This window comes from Ruegeria sp. G7 (genome assembly GCF_056535465.1).
Genome location: NZ_JBQFIL010000001.1, coordinates 89054 through 103999, shown reverse-complemented (window position 1 = coordinate 103999; position 14946 = coordinate 89054). Strand labels below are relative to the sequence as shown.

Annotated in this window: 17 protein-coding genes, 1 tRNA gene and 2 pseudogenes; 15 read left to right on the top strand and 5 right to left on the bottom strand. The window is 60.0% G+C overall.

The genetic code is table 11. The features are described from left to right. The first annotated feature begins 95 nt into the window (after nt 1-95). From ACR3EN_RS00515 to ribD, 6 genes are all read left to right on the top strand, one after another. Entirely contained in the window at nt 96-521 is a 426-nt protein-coding gene (locus ACR3EN_RS00515) for a thiol-disulfide oxidoreductase DCC family protein (RefSeq protein ID WP_480819564.1), read from the top strand. After that, the gene (locus ACR3EN_RS00510) at nt 511-1065 is read left to right on the top strand and encodes a DUF4166 domain-containing protein (RefSeq protein ID WP_480819565.1); all 555 of its coding nucleotides are present in this window, start codon (nt 511-513) and stop codon (nt 1063-1065) included. The genes ACR3EN_RS00515 and ACR3EN_RS00510 overlap by 11 nt, the downstream gene beginning before the upstream one ends. Nucleotides 1066-1133: 68 nt before the next feature. After that, a complete protein-coding gene (locus ACR3EN_RS00505) occupies nt 1134-1538 on the top strand; it encodes a hypothetical protein (protein WP_480819566.1) in 405 nt (134 codons plus the stop codon). Nucleotides 1539-1541: 3 nt separating this feature from the next. Beyond that, on the top strand, nt 1542-1955 hold the full coding sequence (locus tag ACR3EN_RS00500; protein WP_480819567.1) for a secondary thiamine-phosphate synthase enzyme YjbQ: 414 nt from the start codon (nt 1542-1544) through the stop codon (nt 1953-1955). Nucleotides 1956-2074: 119 nt separating this feature from the next. Next, nucleotides 2075-2545, top strand: coding sequence for a transcriptional regulator NrdR (gene nrdR / locus ACR3EN_RS00495; protein ID WP_480469369.1), 471 nt, complete (start codon nt 2075-2077; stop codon nt 2543-2545). Next, nucleotides 2542-3642, top strand: a complete 1101-nt coding sequence (gene ribD, locus ACR3EN_RS00490) for a bifunctional diaminohydroxyphosphoribosylaminopyrimidine deaminase/5-amino-6-(5-phosphoribosylamino)uracil reductase RibD (protein WP_480819568.1) — start codon at nt 2542-2544, stop codon at nt 3640-3642. Before nrdR ends, ribD begins: the two co-directional genes overlap by 4 nt. 3 nt (nt 3643-3645) lie before the next feature. Here ribD and ACR3EN_RS00485 read toward each other — a convergent pair whose 3' ends face one another. From ACR3EN_RS00485 to ACR3EN_RS00475, 3 genes and pseudogenes are all read right to left on the bottom strand, one after another. Then, nucleotides 3646-5646: a capsular polysaccharide biosynthesis protein gene (locus tag ACR3EN_RS00485; protein ID WP_480819569.1), complete on the bottom strand. Its 2001-nt coding sequence runs from the start codon at nt 5644-5646 to the stop codon at nt 3646-3648. 3 nt (nt 5647-5649) lie between these two features. Further along, nucleotides 5650-6783, bottom strand: a complete 1134-nt coding sequence (locus tag ACR3EN_RS00480; RefSeq protein ID WP_480819570.1) for a polysaccharide biosynthesis/export family protein — start codon at nt 6781-6783, stop codon at nt 5650-5652. Nucleotides 6784-6862: 79 nt separating this feature from the next. Further along, nucleotides 6863-8160: pseudogene (locus tag ACR3EN_RS00475) on the bottom strand (capsule biosynthesis protein). Between the two features lie 141 nt (nt 8161-8301). Here ACR3EN_RS00475 and ACR3EN_RS00470 point away from each other — a divergent pair. From ACR3EN_RS00470 to ACR3EN_RS00445, 6 genes are all read left to right on the top strand, one after another. Continuing rightward, nucleotides 8302-8889 (top strand): riboflavin synthase, encoded by a 588-nt coding sequence (locus tag ACR3EN_RS00470; protein ID WP_480819572.1) that lies wholly within the window; start codon nt 8302-8304, stop codon nt 8887-8889. Between the two features lie 72 nt (nt 8890-8961). Then, the gene (gene ribB, locus ACR3EN_RS00465; RefSeq protein WP_480870194.1) at nt 8962-10083 is read left to right on the top strand and encodes a 3,4-dihydroxy-2-butanone-4-phosphate synthase; all 1122 of its coding nucleotides are present in this window, start codon (nt 8962-8964) and stop codon (nt 10081-10083) included. A 2-nt stretch (nt 10084-10085) separates the two neighbouring features. Continuing rightward, nucleotides 10086-10637 (top strand): 6,7-dimethyl-8-ribityllumazine synthase, encoded by a 552-nt coding sequence (locus ACR3EN_RS00460; RefSeq protein ID WP_480857182.1) that lies wholly within the window; start codon nt 10086-10088, stop codon nt 10635-10637. Further along, entirely contained in the window at nt 10634-11116 is a 483-nt protein-coding gene (nusB, locus tag ACR3EN_RS00455; RefSeq protein ID WP_480819575.1) for a transcription antitermination factor NusB, read from the top strand. The genes ACR3EN_RS00460 and nusB overlap by 4 nt, the downstream gene beginning before the upstream one ends. A gap of 59 nt (nt 11117-11175) precedes the next feature. After that, nucleotides 11176-11481, top strand: a complete 306-nt coding sequence (locus ACR3EN_RS00450; RefSeq protein ID WP_480819576.1) for a hypothetical protein — start codon at nt 11176-11178, stop codon at nt 11479-11481. Nucleotides 11482-11737: 256 nt separating this feature from the next. Further along, nucleotides 11738-12169, top strand: coding sequence for an MmcB family DNA repair protein (locus tag ACR3EN_RS00445; RefSeq protein WP_480819577.1), 432 nt, complete (start codon nt 11738-11740; stop codon nt 12167-12169). On the opposite strand, the gene ACR3EN_RS00440 is transcribed toward ACR3EN_RS00445, so the two are convergent. Beyond that, complete coding sequence (locus ACR3EN_RS00440) at nt 12166-12354, bottom strand: DUF6324 family protein (protein ID WP_480515802.1); 189 nt, start codon at nt 12352-12354, stop codon at nt 12166-12168. The two genes, ACR3EN_RS00445 and ACR3EN_RS00440, sit on opposite strands and share 4 nt — an antisense overlap. 78 nt (nt 12355-12432) lie before the next feature. On the opposite strand from ACR3EN_RS00440, the gene ACR3EN_RS00435 reads away from it, so the two are divergent. Both ACR3EN_RS00435 and ACR3EN_RS00430 read left to right on the top strand, forming a co-directional pair. After that, on the top strand, nt 12433-12915 hold the full coding sequence (locus ACR3EN_RS00435) for an N-acetyltransferase family protein (RefSeq protein ID WP_480819578.1): 483 nt from the start codon (nt 12433-12435) through the stop codon (nt 12913-12915). A gap of 47 nt (nt 12916-12962) precedes the next feature. Then, nucleotides 12963-13039 (top strand) — tRNA-His (locus ACR3EN_RS00430). Between the two features lie 241 nt (nt 13040-13280). On the opposite strand, the gene ACR3EN_RS00425 is transcribed toward ACR3EN_RS00430, so the two are convergent. Then, on the bottom strand, nt 13281-13544 hold the full coding sequence (locus ACR3EN_RS00425; RefSeq protein ID WP_480843366.1) for a hypothetical protein: 264 nt from the start codon (nt 13542-13544) through the stop codon (nt 13281-13283). 149 nt (nt 13545-13693) lie between these two features. Between ACR3EN_RS00425 and ACR3EN_RS00420 the strand changes: the two are divergent. Beyond that, nucleotides 13694-14678, top strand: a pseudogene (locus ACR3EN_RS00420) (transposase); the annotation flags it as partial. Nucleotides 14679-14946: the final 268 nt, after the last annotated feature.

The window sequence follows — 14946 nt, the reverse complement described above, 5'->3', positions numbered from 1 at the left end:
CCGACACTTCAAACCTTGCGCCCTGCGTGTCGCATTGCCACCGACAGACAGGCGTGCCAAATTCGACAAACATGCTGGCAATCCTTTGAAAAAAGATGCGGGACCTGACGATTTCTGAACCGGATCTGATCGTCTTTGACGGCGAATGCGTGCTCTGTTCGGGGTTCTTTCGATTCATGCTGCACCGCGATACTGAGCATCGCTTTAGATTTGCCACTGCGCAGTCCGCTCTGGGGCAGCGCCTGTATGCGCAGCTTGGCCTGCCAGTTGCCGATTTCGAGACCAACCTTGTGATCGTCGACGGGCGGGTCCATCAGAGGTTGGATGCCTTTGCCGCCGCTATGCGTGTCTTGCCGGGGGCATGGTGGGTGTTGGGTCTGTGCAGGTACCTGCCACGCTGGATGAAAGACCCGCTGTATCATGCGATTGCCAGAAATCGATATACGCTTTTTGGACGTCGCGACAGCTGCCTCGTCCCGAATTTCGAGGTAAGGGCGCGGTTTGCCAGCGATGGATACTGAGCCCGATCCCTTCCTGCAGGCGCTGGGCAAGTCACCCAATCTGCCTGCAGCGATCCGGGCTTTCCATCAAGGCGGGGGTCGGTACCACGGGCGCTGCAGTATCACACGCGGGCGGGGGCGGCTGATCGCATTGGCGCTGTGGGCCGGAGGGTTTCCGCCTGCGGGCGACGATGTTCCAGTGGCGATTACCATTCGCCGCAATGATAAGGATTGGCTGTGGGTGCGCGAGTTTGCCGGTCACCGCACACGATCACACCTGCGTTTTGATGAGCGCCGCGGCTGCGTTCGAGAGCGTATGGGCGCCCTGACCCTCTGGCTGCGCCCGGTGCTGACTCAATCCGGCATTGCGATCGACATCCATCGCGTCAGTGTGCTTGGCATCCCATGCCCAAGGATGCTGCGGCCCAGATCGACCTCTTCCGAAGGTCAGGATGATCAGTCGCGCTTCTACTTCGATATCGGCGCTCATGCGCCGGGTCTTGGGGTGCTGATCCGCTATACGGGGTGGCTGGTGCCGGATGGGGAAAAACAGGGTGTTGCCTGACATGATTGTGGGGCACAGTGATTTGAAAGTGCAATTTACTATTCTAGCTATCAAGTTGAAACTGGAAGATGGTGATGATGAAACAGTTTAGCTCGCTGATGCTTATGATCCTGGTGATGCTGGGCGTGTCTGCCAACCCAAGTGCAGCGCGCAACGGCTATCAGGCGCACGCGCTCAATGGCACCGATTTCGAAGTTACTCCGGGGCCGCGCATGGACTCGGGTGGTTATTGGTGTACCGCAGCTGATTATGCGCGTCGAAACCTGGGCGCAGGCTGGCAAGACAGAATCTATGTGCTGCGCGGTTACGGACCGAGCGTGACGACAGGACGCAAGACCGCCGTGCAATTTTCAATGCAGATGCCAGCAAACGGATCGCAGCAGGGATTTGTTTCAGCCGGGTTCAAACCGGGATACAGCATGTCTGTGCAACGCGCCAATGGTCGATGCAACGGTCGCGCAAACACGCGTTGACCCGTGCGCCAAACCGAATTCACAATCCAGACGAACGGGGCCGGCCTTTATGAGTTCACCGGCCAAGTGCGCGCTTGGCTGCCCTCTACATCAGACGGGCTGCTGACTCTGTTCGTGCGGCACACCTCGTGCTCGCTTCTCATCCAGGAAAACGCCGATCCCGAGGTTCAGACCGATCTGCACGCGTTTTTTGACAGGCTGGTACCGTCGTCTGACCATCCATCCATGGCCTATCTGCGCCACACCTATGAGGGGCCGGATGACATGCCTGCCCATATCAAGGCGGCCATGATTCCGGTGTCGCTGTCGGTCCCGGTCTCGGGCGGGCGGCCTGTTTTGGGCACATGGCAGGGCATCTACCTGTTTGAACACCGCAGCGCACCCCATCAGCGCAAGGTTGCCGCGCATTTTGCGTGACGCTTTATATTGCGGTGAAAATTTCCGACTACCCAAATCCTAGCGGCTGCCCTATAGTTGTGGATAAGTAAGCCGTAGTGCTTACAAAAGAGGCGGAACTAGGGACGAGGAGACGGCGGATGCGCTGCCCGTTTTGCGGAAATATCGACACTCAGGTCAAGGATTCACGCCCTGCAGAGGATCACGTCGCGATCCGCAGGCGTCGGTTCTGCCCCGCATGTGGTGGTCGGTTCACCACCTATGAACGGGTACAACTGCGCGATCTGGTGGTCATCAAAACCAACGGAAAGCGCGAGGATTTCGACCGCGACAAGCTGGAGCGTTCGATCCGCATCTCGATGCAGAAACGACCCATCGAACCGGATCGGATCGACCAGATGATCTCGGGCATCGTACGCCGTTTGGAAAGCATGGGTGAGACGGATATACCGTCCAACAAAATCGGTGAAATCGTCATGGAGGCGCTGGCCCGGATCGACACGGTTGCGTATGTTCGCTTTGCAAGTGTCTACAAGAATTTCCAGGCGGCCGATGATTTCGAGGAGTTCGTCCACGAGTTGCGCCCGCCGCAGCCCACGACGGATGAGTGAGCGAAACAGATAAGCGATTTATGGCGCTGGCCCTGTCTCTGGGGCGGCGCGGTCAGGGGCAATGCTGGCCCAACCCGTCCGTCGGGTGTGTGATTGTGCGCGATGACCGGATTGTCGGTCGGGGCTGGACCCAGCCCGGCGGACGCCCCCACGCCGAGACCGAGGCTCTGGCGCGGGCCGGATCGGCGGCGCAGGGTGCGACCGCGTATGTTTCGCTGGAACCCTGCGCGCATCACGGCAAAACCCCGCCCTGTGCGCAGGCCCTGATCGACGCGGGTGTCGCGCGTGTTGTCTGCGCTGTCGAAGACAGCGACCCGCGCGTGGCCGGGCAGGGCTTTGCCATGTTGCGCGCCGCGGGGATTGAAGTGCAGACCGGTGTCTTGACGTATGAGGCCGAGCAAGACCACGCCGGGTTCTTTCTGAAAACCGAGCAGGGCCGCCCGTTCGTGACGCTTAAGCTGGCCAGCAGCTTTGATGGCCGGATCGCGACCGAGACCGGCCACAGCCAATGGATCACCGGACCAGAGGCACGGCGCGCGGTGCATGCCATGCGCGCCCGTCACGATGCGGTGATGGTTGGTGCCGGGACGGCGCGGGCGGATGATCCGTCGCTGACCGTGCGCGATCTGGGCATCACGCAACAGCCGGTGCGTGTGGTTGTCTCTCGCCATCTGGATTTGCCGCTGATGGGGCATCTGGCCCGCACCGCGACCGAGGTTCCAGTCTGGTTGTGCCATGGTCCGCACCCCGACCCCGAACGCGCCCGCGCGTGGGAGGGGTTGGGCGCCAAACTGATCCCCTGCGCATTGCAGGGGCATCATGTTGATGCCGCTGACCTGTTGCAACAACTGGGTCAGGCAGGATTGACGCGCGTGTTCTGCGAAGGTGGATCGGCGCTGGCCGCCTCGCTGCTGCGAGGTGATCTGGTGGATGAGCTTGCAGGCTTTACCGCCGGTCTGACCATCGGTGCAGAAGGTCTGCCCGCGATCGGAGCCTTGGGCCTGAATACGCTGGACAATGCGCCCCGGTTTGATCTGGTCGAAACGCAGCTTCTGGGCCCAGACGTTTTGCACCGCTGGGTCCGCACAACGCGCTGAAGGTCAGCGCCACAGATGGGCGTAGGTTGCAAACGCGCCTTGCAGTTTTGACAGAATCCGATTGATCGGCCCGGTAAATGCCGGGGCGCCATGCGCCAGCCGCTCGACCGCGATTTCGACCGGGCAGGGCTGCTTGGTGACAGGATCGAAATAGCGCGGGTAGTCGATCAGCGCTGCATGCACCAAACCCGACAGCGAAGGCCGCGCGCCACGCCGCGCCGGAACCGCGCCAAGATCAGTCGTCAGCCCCCAGCCGGCATAGAACGGCGCGCCGAGCGTGGTGACCTGAACGCCGCGCAACAGTGCCTCGAACCCTATCAACGAGGTCATGGTCCAAACCACATCGACTTGCGTCAGTAAAGCGGCCGGATGGGTGTCAGCGGCAACCACGTCGGCCAGACCCTCGGCGTCGATCTGCCCCTCGCGCAGCCCGGCCTCGACATCCGGGTGGGGCTTGTAGATCAGAACCGCATCCGGGTTGGCCGCGCGTGTGGCACGCAGCAGGTCCAGATTGGTGCGGACAGCACCGGTGCCCAGGCGGATAGAGGCGTCATCCTCGACCTGTCCGGGCACCAGAATGCGACGCCCCTGGGGCAGGGGGACGGCGGGATTTCCGGTGTTGTATTTGCTCAGACCCTCGGCCAGCAGCAGGGCCACCAGCCGTTCGGCCCGCTGGTTCTGATCCGGGCGCAGGGTTTCGCGCGCGGCGATCCATTCCTCAAGACGGCTGGGGCGGGTGGGGTCGTAATAGATACCCAGATCATCGGTGACCAGCGACAGAGGAGGCACCAGTTCAGCCCCCAACCCGCGTGAGCGCAGGAACCCATCCTCGATCCGGACCACATCCGGCGCGTCACCGGCGCGGCTGGCCCAACTCATATGCGGCTGTGTTTGCGGTTTCGGGGGCTGGGCGACAAAGCGCAGTTTGCCGTGTTGCCCGAACATTTGCTGTAGGTGACGGCGTTTCCAGACCCGCATGCCGGACGCGGTCCAGCCATTGTGATCCTCACGCCACGCACGGGTTGTGGCCTCGAACGCGTTCAACGCAGTCTCAAAATCGCAAAGACAGTCATGAAACGGATCATACCAGCGGGGATACAGGATCATGGCTGCAGCAAACATCTGAGCCCGCGTGAGGTTGCGCTGACGGCGCTGCACGGGAAACTCATCCTGCGTCAGACCCCAGCCCGCATAGAAGGGCTGGCCAAAGACGCGCGGTTTGTGTCCGGCCAGAATCGCCTCGAACCCCATCTGCGAGGACACAGTGTAAACGCCAATCGCGCCGTCCAGCAGCGACCACGGGTTGATCGGATCGGTCAGAAAGGCTACGCGGTCGTTCTGGTCCACATCCTCGAAGTAGCCATTTCGGTGGCCCGCGGCAGTTTCCGGGTGGGTCTTGATCAGAATGGGCGCACTGGGGTTTTCCTCTTGCGCGACGAACAGCATTTCAAGAAAGCGCGCGCGGTCGGCCCGGCTCGCGGTGACCGAGGCATCGCCCTGCGTCTGGTCGATGACAAGGACATACCCGGGGTCGGGGGGTGGTTGGTTGGGATCAAAGCCCGTGTACTTGCTCAGATGCCCTTCGCGCATCCGGGCCATGCCGTCGCGCGCGCGGTTCAGCAGCGCGGTGTCGTCCAGCGGGTGGGTGGCCAGCAAAACCTCGAGGTCGGACGGGGCGCTGGGGTCGAAATGCAGGCCGGACCGATCCAGCAGCAGTCCCAGCGGCGGTTCGCCTGCGCGCCCGGGTCGAACCGAGCGCAAAAATGCATCCTCGACCCGCAAGACGGGCGCGCCACTCTTGTTGGCAACTTGCAGGCCGCGATGAGCCGTCGGGCTGTTGCCCCAGACGCCGATTAGGTCGCCTGTTTCAGGTCGACCGAGTTTCAGGTCGTAGCCCGCCAAAGACAGAATGCGTCGGACTCTGCGCTGTGTCAGAAACCCGCCGTTGTAAACAAAAAGCCGAGAGCGTGCGCCCCCGGCCGATTGTTCCTGTTCGGGCAGCATGTATCAGCCACCCGTCAGGGTCGCCACGTTCGCGATTGGCGTCAGCCCTCCCGCGATCAGCGAGATCGACTTGGTCCATTGTGCATACGGCGCTTCGGTTACATAGATTGTGTCATCGTCGCGGATGACAAAGTCACGGGCTACGAACAGGCCGTTCGGCGCAGTCAGGTTCAGCAGATAGATCATGCGCTGATCACCCTGCAGGTCTGCCCGGCCCATCACGTTGCGCGCGATGTCTTGTCGTTCTTTGCGCAGCACAAAAATGCCGGTCGGATCCGAGGACAATGATTGCAATCCGCCGACCTGGGCCAAAGCCTCGAGCGCAGAAAGATCCTGGCTTTCGAATGGCACACGCGATTGCCCGCCGGTCGAACCCAGCGCTACAAATGATCGGCTGTCCTGTTCGACCAGAATGCGATCACCGCCGCGCAGCGCAATATCGGTTTCTGGGTTGCGGAACAGATCATTGTACCAGATCGTTCCGCGCTGTTTGCCGCGTATGACGGTCACCAATGCGATGTCGGGCGCGACAGCCACACCACCAGCGCTGGCCAGCATGGTCGACAATGTGCCGGTGGGCCGCTCGATCGGGTAGATGCCCGGCGCGCCAATCGTGCCTGTCAGCGACACGGTGGAGCCATCGCCGGGGGTGCGGCTTACCTGGACCTGAGGATCCGGCGTCTGTTCTTCCAGTTTAGAGGCGATCAGCGTACGCAACTGTTCGGGCGTATTTCCCGCCGCGCGCACGCGTCCGGCATAGGGCACGAATATAAAGCCGTCGCTGTCGACCTGCAGTTCGCTGAGATTGGCGGCGCCGCCCGCGGCCGTGGTCAGCAAGCCATCTTCGACATTTTCCCAGACCGTCAGATTCAGCGTGTCGCCGGGGCGAACAGTATCCGAAGCTATGCTTTCCGCGCCTCGGAAGGATTGCGAGAAACCGAATTGCGGTACGGCGGCTGTGGCACGCGCGACGCGATCATCCACCTCGACAACAAACGCATCGCCGCCGTTTACAGTAGACCCGGCCAGAATTTCAGACTTGCTTGGACCAGCTTTCGGAAGCTGGCATGCCGCCAGCAATCCAAGGGCTGCCACAAAAGAAGCTGCCCGCATCCATCGGGTAGAAAAGCGCTGCACTGCCGGTGTCCCTCAGTCGTCTTTGTTTTGCGTAGATTATCCGGTTGATCGCGAAACTTCCAGCGCGACTTGAGCGGGTTTAGCGAACGAGGCGCAACTGTGGCGCGGCGGTCGCGTCGCGGTCCAGAACGGCCTGATAGGGATCGTGCGGCTGCAGCATCAGGTCGACTGCACGGCGCAGCAGCTGTCGCCGCCCGCGATGCGAATAAAACCCTCCGGCCACCTGACTGGTTTCAAGCAGAAACTGGCGATAGGTGCGATATGCGGCGGCATCCGGGGCCTGCGGGGCTGAAAAAAAGGCTTCGATACCCTGGCCGGATACGAACTCGGGCTTATCGTAGACGGACCTTCCGAACGCCTTGAGCGGGATGCCGCGCCACAAGGCTTGCTGCCCTGCAGTCGAGTTGACGGTGATCGCCGATACGGATTCGGTCAGCAGTTTGGCCAGCTTGCCCCCGGCACATAGTGCACCCGGTCAGCAAGTCCGTGGAGACGGGCAAACTTGCGGGCAAGCTGGCGCAAAGGCTCCCGATGGTTTTCCAGTGGGTGTTCCTTGATAACAAGGTGATGGTGGGCGGGTGCCCCCTTGGCGAATCCGGCAATGACTTGTTCCAGAAACGCGCTCATGCAGGTGAAATCGGAATGCGACTGGACCGAACTGTCATGGCCAAGCTGCAGCAGCACCAGATGATAGGGAAACCCGCCCCATTTGACGCGCGCCGTCGCCAGACCGCGTTGCATACGGTGAAATGGCATCAGTGCCAGGCGTTTGAAATACAGGCGAAATTCTCTTGCGACCGGAAGCTCTCGGTGAGATCGGAAGTTGCGGTAGCGGCGGTTCAGGAACAAAACGAACCAATGGTAGAGTGCGCCATAAAAGATGTGCTGGCGCATATCGCCCCAATGGGAGGGGGGCGGCGGAGTTGGGCCGTCAGATTGCGCCAGCGCTCTCTGCATGTCGGCCACATCCAGGTGCATCAACCGAGAGTTCCCGTTTGATCCGTCGCGCTCGTAGGTGACCCACCATGGACGCAGATAGCCTTCTTCAAAAACGTGAACTGTCAGATGGCGCTGTTTCGCAATGCGCACGGCCTGCGCATGTATCGGACGGGTGTCGCCATACAGCACAATGTCAGTCACATCATGTTCGTCAATCAGATCACAGAACGCCTGCGGCCAGTGTTCGGGCTTGCCCAGATAGGGGATATAGGTGGCTCCATCACGCCAGAAGGCCTGATCGCCCGCGTTGAAGCCGACGCGCAGCGTGCGCGCACCCGTCGCGCGCAGCATCCGGCCAAGCGCGTTGAAGAACGGGCCATGGGGCCCCTGCAAAAACAGAAACACACGCCGGTTCGGGCGAAGGTTGGATGGGCTCATGCGGTGTGCTCGTGCCGTGGTGGAGTGGTGCGTCTTGCTAAAAATATGCCTCTTTGTCACTTTGACGGCAAGGCGGGGCTTGCCGGTTGGGTTATCGGGCTTTACCTGCAGGCTCAACGCTAGGCTCTGAGGGTTACGAATATGTTTACAGGGATCGTTACCGACATCGGTACTGTCTCCGAACTGGATCAACAGGGCGACCTGCGCGCCCGGATCAAGACCGCCTATGACACGGCGGGTATCGATATCGGTGCATCAATCGCCAGCGACGGCGTTTGCCTGACGGTGATCGCGCTGGGGGATGACTGGTACGACGTGCAGATCAGTGCCGAGACGGTGTCGAAAACAAATCTGGACAGCTGGCGTCTGGGCAAACGGGTCAACCTGGAACGTGCGCTGAAAGTGGGTGATGAACTGGGCGGCCATATCGTCTCGGGTCATGTCGATGGCGTAGCCGAGGTCGTAGCCGTCGAGGACGAGGGCGACAGCACTCGCGTCACCCTGCGTGCGCCCGCTGATCTTGCCCGGTTCATCGCGCCCAAAGGCTCGGTTGCGCTGAACGGCACCTCGCTAACGGTGAACGACGTCGACGGGTGCGATTTTGGCATCAACTTCATCCCGCACACCAAAGAGGTTACGACGTGGGGCGATGTGACGGTGGGGGACCGCGTGAACCTCGAAATCGATACGCTGGCGCGGTATGTGGCGCGCCTGGCCGAGATGTCCTGACTTTGCGCTCTGGCCTTTGCGCCCGCTCTGGTCTATTCCGCGCAGCAAACCCGCCATCTGAAAGGCTGCCCCATGAGCTTTGAAACCCCCGGCCCGGTCGAGGCGCAACTGCGCCAGGCGATCAGCCCGATCGAAGACATCATTGAAGACGCCCGCAAGGGTCGGATGTACATCCTGGTCGACCATGAAGATCGCGAGAATGAAGGCGATCTGGTCATTCCCGCCGAATTCGCCGATGCCGAGGCGATCAACTTCATGGCCACTCACGGGCGCGGCCTGATCTGTCTGCCGATGACGGCGGAACGGATCGAGGCGCTGGGTCTGCCGATGATGGCGGTGAACAACTCATCGCGGCACGAGACGGCGTTCACCGTATCGATCGAAGCGCGCGAGGGGGTCTCGACCGGCATTTCCGCCGCTGACCGGGCGTTGACCGTGGCGACGGCGATCAATGAACAGAACACGATGGCAGATATTGCGACACCGGGGCATGTCTTTCCGCTGCGCGCCAAGCGGGGCGGGGTGCTGGTGCGCGCGGGTCATACCGAGGCTGCCGTGGATATCTCGCGCCTTGCGGGGCTGAACCCGGCGGGTGTTATCTGCGAGATCATGAAACCCGACGGCACCATGGCGCGGCTGCCCGATCTGGTGGCCTTTGCCAAAGAGCATGGCATGAAGATCGGCACCATCAGCGACCTGATCACCTACCGCTCGCGCAATGACAATCTGGTTGTCGAAACCTCGCGCGATACCGTGACTTCGGAATATGGTGGCGAATGGGAGATGCGGATTTTCACCGATCAGACCCATGGCATCGAACACGTGGTCATGATCAAGGGCGACATCACCACGCCCGAGCCGGTTCTGACCCGGACCCACGCCCTGCACGAAGCGCCCGACATTCTGGGCCTCGGCCCGAAATCGCCGCAAGAACTGCCCCGCGCGATGCAGATCATCGCCGAGGAAGGCCGCGGCGTGGTGTGCCTGTTCCGGCAGCCGCGCAACTCGCTTTATGCGGTGGATGACGATGGCCCACGCACGATCAAGCAAACCGGTCTGGGCGCGCAGATGCTGTCCAAGATGGGTATTCAGGAACTGGTGCTGCTGACCGACTCGCCCGAAACCGTATATCTGGGGCTCGACGCATTTGGCCTGTCCATCGTCGGCACCCGTTCCATTCTCAAGGAGGGCTGATCGTGGCTGAACAAGACAAACACGGCGTCCTGCCGACCCCGACATTCGATAAACCGGTGAAACTGCTGCTGGTGGTGGCCCCGTTCTATCGTGCCATCGCCGATAACATGGTCGCCGGTGCCAAGGCCGAGATCGAGGCTGCAGGCGGCACGTGTGACGTCGTCGAAGTGCCCGGCGCGCTGGAAATCCCGACCGCTATTGCGATGGCCGACCGTCAGTGCAACTATGACGGCTATGTTGCGCTGGGCTGTGTGATCCGGGGCGAGACCACACATTATGAGACCGTCTGCAATGACTCGAGCCGTGCCATCCAGTTGATGGGCCTACAGGGCCTGCTGATCGGCAACGGCATCCTGACTGTAGAGAATGACGAGCAGGCCGAGGTGCGTGCCAATCCCGAAAAGATGAATAAAGGCGGCGGCGCGGCCGCTGCGGCCTTGCATCTGATCGCACTCAGCCGTAAGTGGGGCTCTTCCAAAAAGGGCGTCGGTTTCAAGCCGCCGTCCGAGTCCATCCTTGTGGCGGGCGACAGCAACGGACCCTCGACAGCATGACAAAGACCGACGCGCCGAAACCGGCCAACCAGAAACGCCTGATGAAATCCGCCGCCCGGCTTTACGCCGTGCAGGCGCTGTTCCAGATGGAGCAATCCGGCCAGACGACCGAGGCGGTCGTGACCGAGTTTCTGGATCATCGGTTTGGTGCGGTCTATGAGGGCGAAGAGATGCTGGACGGTGATATCAGCGTTTTCCGCAAGCTGGTTGATGATGCCGTGAACTATCAGGCCCCCATCGACCAGATGACCGACCGGGCGCTGGTCGCCAAGTGGCCCATCGCGCGCATCGACCCGACCCTGCGCGCCCTGTTCCGCGCTGCAGGCGCAGAACTGACCCAAAGCGACACGCCGCCCAAGGTCGTGATCACCGAATTCGTCGACGTGGCCCGCGCCTTCTTCCCCGAAGGCAAAGAACCCAAATTCGTGAACGCAGTTCTGGACCACATGGCGCGCGAGGCCCAACCCGAGGCGTTCTGACGCCTTTACGCGGCGCGGACATGCACTAGACTCAGGGCATCAGAGCAACGAGGTTCGCCATGCCCAAACTGATCCGCCTTTACATCACACAGGTCGCGTGGGGGTTCGTCATCTCGGCGGTGTTTGTCGGGGTTCTTCTGGCCCTTAACGTGGCTAACCTGCGCCACCTGATCTCCGGCTCCGAGATCGGCCTGATCGCACTTCTGATGATCTGGTTTATGAACGGCATCGTCTTTGCTGGCGTGCAATTCGCTTATGCAATCATGAGCATGGCCGAAAAGCCCAACAAACCGCGCGGGGGCACACCGGTTGCGCATGGGCTGAAACCCGCGTCCGTGAAACAGGAAGCCCGCGCAAGGCGCTGAAATATCTTGGAAAATGTGGCGGGACCACCAGTCAACCGTGCGGTTTGATTCCCGAGGACCTGTATGTACAGGTGGGCGCCAGGTAATCAGGCCAGGACCTGAACAGAGCCAGCCCCCTCGGAATTGCTTAAGGCCACCAGAATGCTACCTGTCACAAGAAGGGCAGAACCCGCCACGGGTTTAACTAGGGTTTGGATGCCCGCAGCGCAAGAGCAAGCTTCTTGATTTTTGTTCACTAATTGTTCACATTTCTCATATGACACTGGACCTGCAACCCGGACAGAGGCTCGCGCGGGGCGTTTCGCGCCACCTGTTGACCCATGGTTATGTTTCAATTGAAGAATTCGTCCCCACGCGTGGGCTGCGGGTCGATGTGATGGGGCTTGGCCCGAAGGGTGAATTATGGGTGGTCGAGTGTAAATCCAGCCGGGCCGACTATCAGTCGGATTCCAAATGGCAGGGCTATCTGGATTGGTGCGACCGATTCTTCTGGGCCGTCGATATCGCGTTCCCGACCGAACTGTTGCCTGCAGAAACAGGGCTGATCATCGCTGATGCCTATGACGCCGAGATCATCCGAATGGGGCCGGAGAGCAAACTGGCCCCGGCGCGGCGCAAGAAGATGGTGCAGAAATTCGCGGTCGACGCGGCCCGCAGATTGCAGGCCCTGCGCGATCCGCGGATTTAGCCTTTGACGGCGCGTGCGGCTTCAGCGGCGGCGCGGATTTCCTCGGCGATTTCTTCCGCCTCTTCGGGGTCGAAATCCATTGGGATCTCGATCCCTGCACCTTCGATGAACAGGCGCACCATGCCCTGATCGGTCGGCCCGATCTGTAGATTCGCTTCGATATCGCGTTCGGTGTTGATGCCCATTTGCGCCTCCGGGAAATGCGATTTGGTGCTAACGTGCGATGGGGCGAGAATCAAGCAGGCTATGCGTTTAGGTGCGACATGGATGACATTACCCTTAGACCGTTTACCGCCGCGGATGCGCCTTGGTTGGTCGAACAGCACGACGTTCTCTATACCCGTGACGAAGGGTTCGACCACAGTTTCGGCAAGCTGGTCGCGCGCATCCTGGATGAATTCATAGCCGATCACGATCCCAGCTGCGAACAAGGTTGGATCGCCGAGCACGCAGGCGAACGCTTGGGCAGTATCTTCTGTGTCAGGGCGGATGACAAAACCGCCAAACTGCGCCTGTTTTTGCTGGTGCCTGAAGCGCGCGGGCAGGGGCTGGGCAAGCGCCTGCTGTCTACCTGTATGGGCTTTGCCCGCGATACCGGGTATCAGGAAATGGTGCTGTGGACCCATGAAAGTCACGCCGCCGCCTGCGCGCTCTATCGCGCCTCAGGGTGGCACCTGATCGACAGCAAGCCGGTGCACTCATTCGGCGTCGATCTGGTGGAACAAAGCTGGCGAATTCAACTTTAATCCCCTTGCAATCCCCGCACGCCTTCGCTAAATCGCCCCTCACGAGTGCCGCCTTAGCTCAGTTGGTTAGAGCGCTGGATTGTGGATCCAGAGGTCCCCTGTTCAAGCCAGGGAGGCGGTACCATTTCCCCAAGATTGAGAACGGTTTGCCGAATGAACCCCTTTCGATACATCCGGTATTTGCTGAAAATTGCATCCTGATGACGTGACCAAGATATGCCGGACGAGAAGCCCAAAGATATCCACAGAAGCGCCCGCCTGAGGGTGGCACCTATGATGAATTTTTGAATCAGGTTTTAGGTATCTGTATTTAAAAGATTTTTTGGGGAATTGGCCTCACCGTCTAGCACATACTTAGAAACTGGTCAGACTTGATCATGAAGCTGCGCTTCAATCAGTTTCTCTAACAAGGTATAAGCGTGCTGGGCAAACGACTGCTTCAACGCAATAAGCGCTGTGTCGCCGGATCGCAGTGAAGTTTGAAGATGAGGTCTAATTAGACGAGGCCAAACCTGATTTTGCGGTGGACGCTCATTCGCCATTCTTTCCGGCGCAGGCTGTTTCTGCCGGGCCCATACCGAAATCCCGAAAAAGCAACTGTACAGCAAAACATCGCCGACTTCATTCATTTTTTTGAATGGCAATCCGCTTCAGATCAGTCAGTTGTCGCGCCATAGTTTCAGACAATCGATCAGCATCATCCTGGTTCTTGCGAAGGTAACGGGCACCATCGGAAAAGGCGAAAGTCTATTGAAAAACTCTTCCTTGATCGAGGCATGAACTGCCGATCCGGATGTTGCTGGTGGGCCATTGCTTCGGTATCTGATCCGAGTGACGGTCGTGCGAAGAGGTACATCTGAACGACCGAGTGCGGGATCATTGGACGTTCTCCAAGAACCGGCACGGTCGGTTCCGCGGTGCATCCAAGAAGGTCTGGTCAGCGCGCAGCGCGTGCCGATTGATGACAGTCAGATCAAAACATATGCCGACCAGCAGAACTGCACACCGAAGGAAGAATTGAAAGCGGAGAGCATCGATCCAGCAGACGCAACCCGAGCGCTCCGGGGGTATCTCGACACACTGGATAAGGCGGCGTTTGGTGGGGGGCAGCGTTCTTTGGCTATTCCGGCAACTGGTTGATCGACACCGATCACGGGGTCATTGTCGATTTCGAGGCGGACCGCTCGACCTTGTAAGCCCAAGTTGGGTTAATACAGACGATGTTAGACCGCGCGACGTTAAAGTTCGATCTGCGTCCAGAACGGCTGATTGCCGATACAGCCTAAGGCACCGGTCCGCTTCTGGTGTGGCTGGTCGATCGCAAGATTGCGCCGCATATTCCAGTGTTCGCTTGATTAGAGCGCAACGACGGAACCTGGAGCTTTACCCACTTCGAATGGGCTGCCGAGAACGATCAATACATCTGCCAGGAGGTCCACGCGCTCAAGCAATTCCGCCGCAACTACTCCGATCCGAACCGGGGTCCGACCGGCAAGGGCAACGCCCATTATGGTGCTTTGAAAGAGATCTGCCAGGTCTTCCCGTCCAAAGCCAGGCGCTGCCTGAACGCCGATGCCCGCAAGGTCAGCCGCGAAGACACGATGATGCCCGACAAGACCCGCGGGCAAGGCATCGCAATGGAGCTCAGGAAGAAGGTGGAAATACTCGTCGCCCACCCCACACGCGTCCTCGGGATGCGACGGCTCTAATTGAGCAGTACCTGCGGTGCGAAAGACGAAATTCTCCTCGCCGCCACCGCCTAGAACCTCCGTAAACTGGCCAAGATTTTTATTGAACTGCAGCAGACATACAGATCCTGATCAGAAAGGCGTCTACGCCGTGTTACGACCATCGCATTCTGCGCCCGCAACGCAGCATTATTCAAAAGAACTAGCGGAAAGCTGGCTTTCTTGGCACCTGCGGAGAGTAGGAGCCGTCGAGGCGAAGCGGACATTTGGTCTGGGACATAACTCATAAAGAAGCTTGAGCTACCAGAAAGGCACGCATTGGCTAGACTTCATGACTTTAGTT

Excerpts from the sequence above, each read along its gene's own strand:
- ACR3EN_RS00515 (WP_480819564.1), top strand. The coding sequence starts at position 96 with ATGCGGGACCTGACGATTTCTGAACCGGATCTGATCGTCTTTGACGGC.
- ACR3EN_RS00510 (WP_480819565.1), top strand. The coding sequence starts at position 511 with ATGGATACTGAGCCCGATCCCTTCCTGCAGGCGCTGGGCAAGTCACCC.
- ACR3EN_RS00505 (WP_480819566.1), top strand. The coding sequence starts at position 1,134 with ATGGTGATGATGAAACAGTTTAGCTCGCTGATGCTTATGATCCTGGTG.
- nrdR (WP_480469369.1), top strand. The coding sequence starts at position 2,075 with ATGCGCTGCCCGTTTTGCGGAAATATCGACACTCAGGTCAAGGATTCA.
- ACR3EN_RS00485 (WP_480819569.1), bottom strand. The coding sequence starts at position 5,646 with ATGCTGCCCGAACAGGAACAATCGGCCGGGGGCGCACGCTCTCGGCTT.
- ACR3EN_RS00470 (WP_480819572.1), top strand. The coding sequence starts at position 8,302 with ATGTTTACAGGGATCGTTACCGACATCGGTACTGTCTCCGAACTGGAT.
- ribB (WP_480870194.1), top strand. The coding sequence starts at position 8,962 with ATGAGCTTTGAAACCCCCGGCCCGGTCGAGGCGCAACTGCGCCAGGCG.
- nusB (WP_480819575.1), top strand. The coding sequence starts at position 10,634 with ATGACAAAGACCGACGCGCCGAAACCGGCCAACCAGAAACGCCTGATG.
- ACR3EN_RS00450 (WP_480819576.1), top strand. The coding sequence starts at position 11,176 with ATGCCCAAACTGATCCGCCTTTACATCACACAGGTCGCGTGGGGGTTC.
- ACR3EN_RS00445 (WP_480819577.1), top strand. The coding sequence starts at position 11,738 with ATGACACTGGACCTGCAACCCGGACAGAGGCTCGCGCGGGGCGTTTCG.
- ACR3EN_RS00440 (WP_480515802.1), bottom strand. The coding sequence starts at position 12,354 with ATGGGCATCAACACCGAACGCGATATCGAAGCGAATCTACAGATCGGG.
- ACR3EN_RS00435 (WP_480819578.1), top strand. The coding sequence starts at position 12,433 with ATGGATGACATTACCCTTAGACCGTTTACCGCCGCGGATGCGCCTTGG.
- ACR3EN_RS00425 (WP_480843366.1), bottom strand. The coding sequence starts at position 13,544 with ATGAATGAAGTCGGCGATGTTTTGCTGTACAGTTGCTTTTTCGGGATT.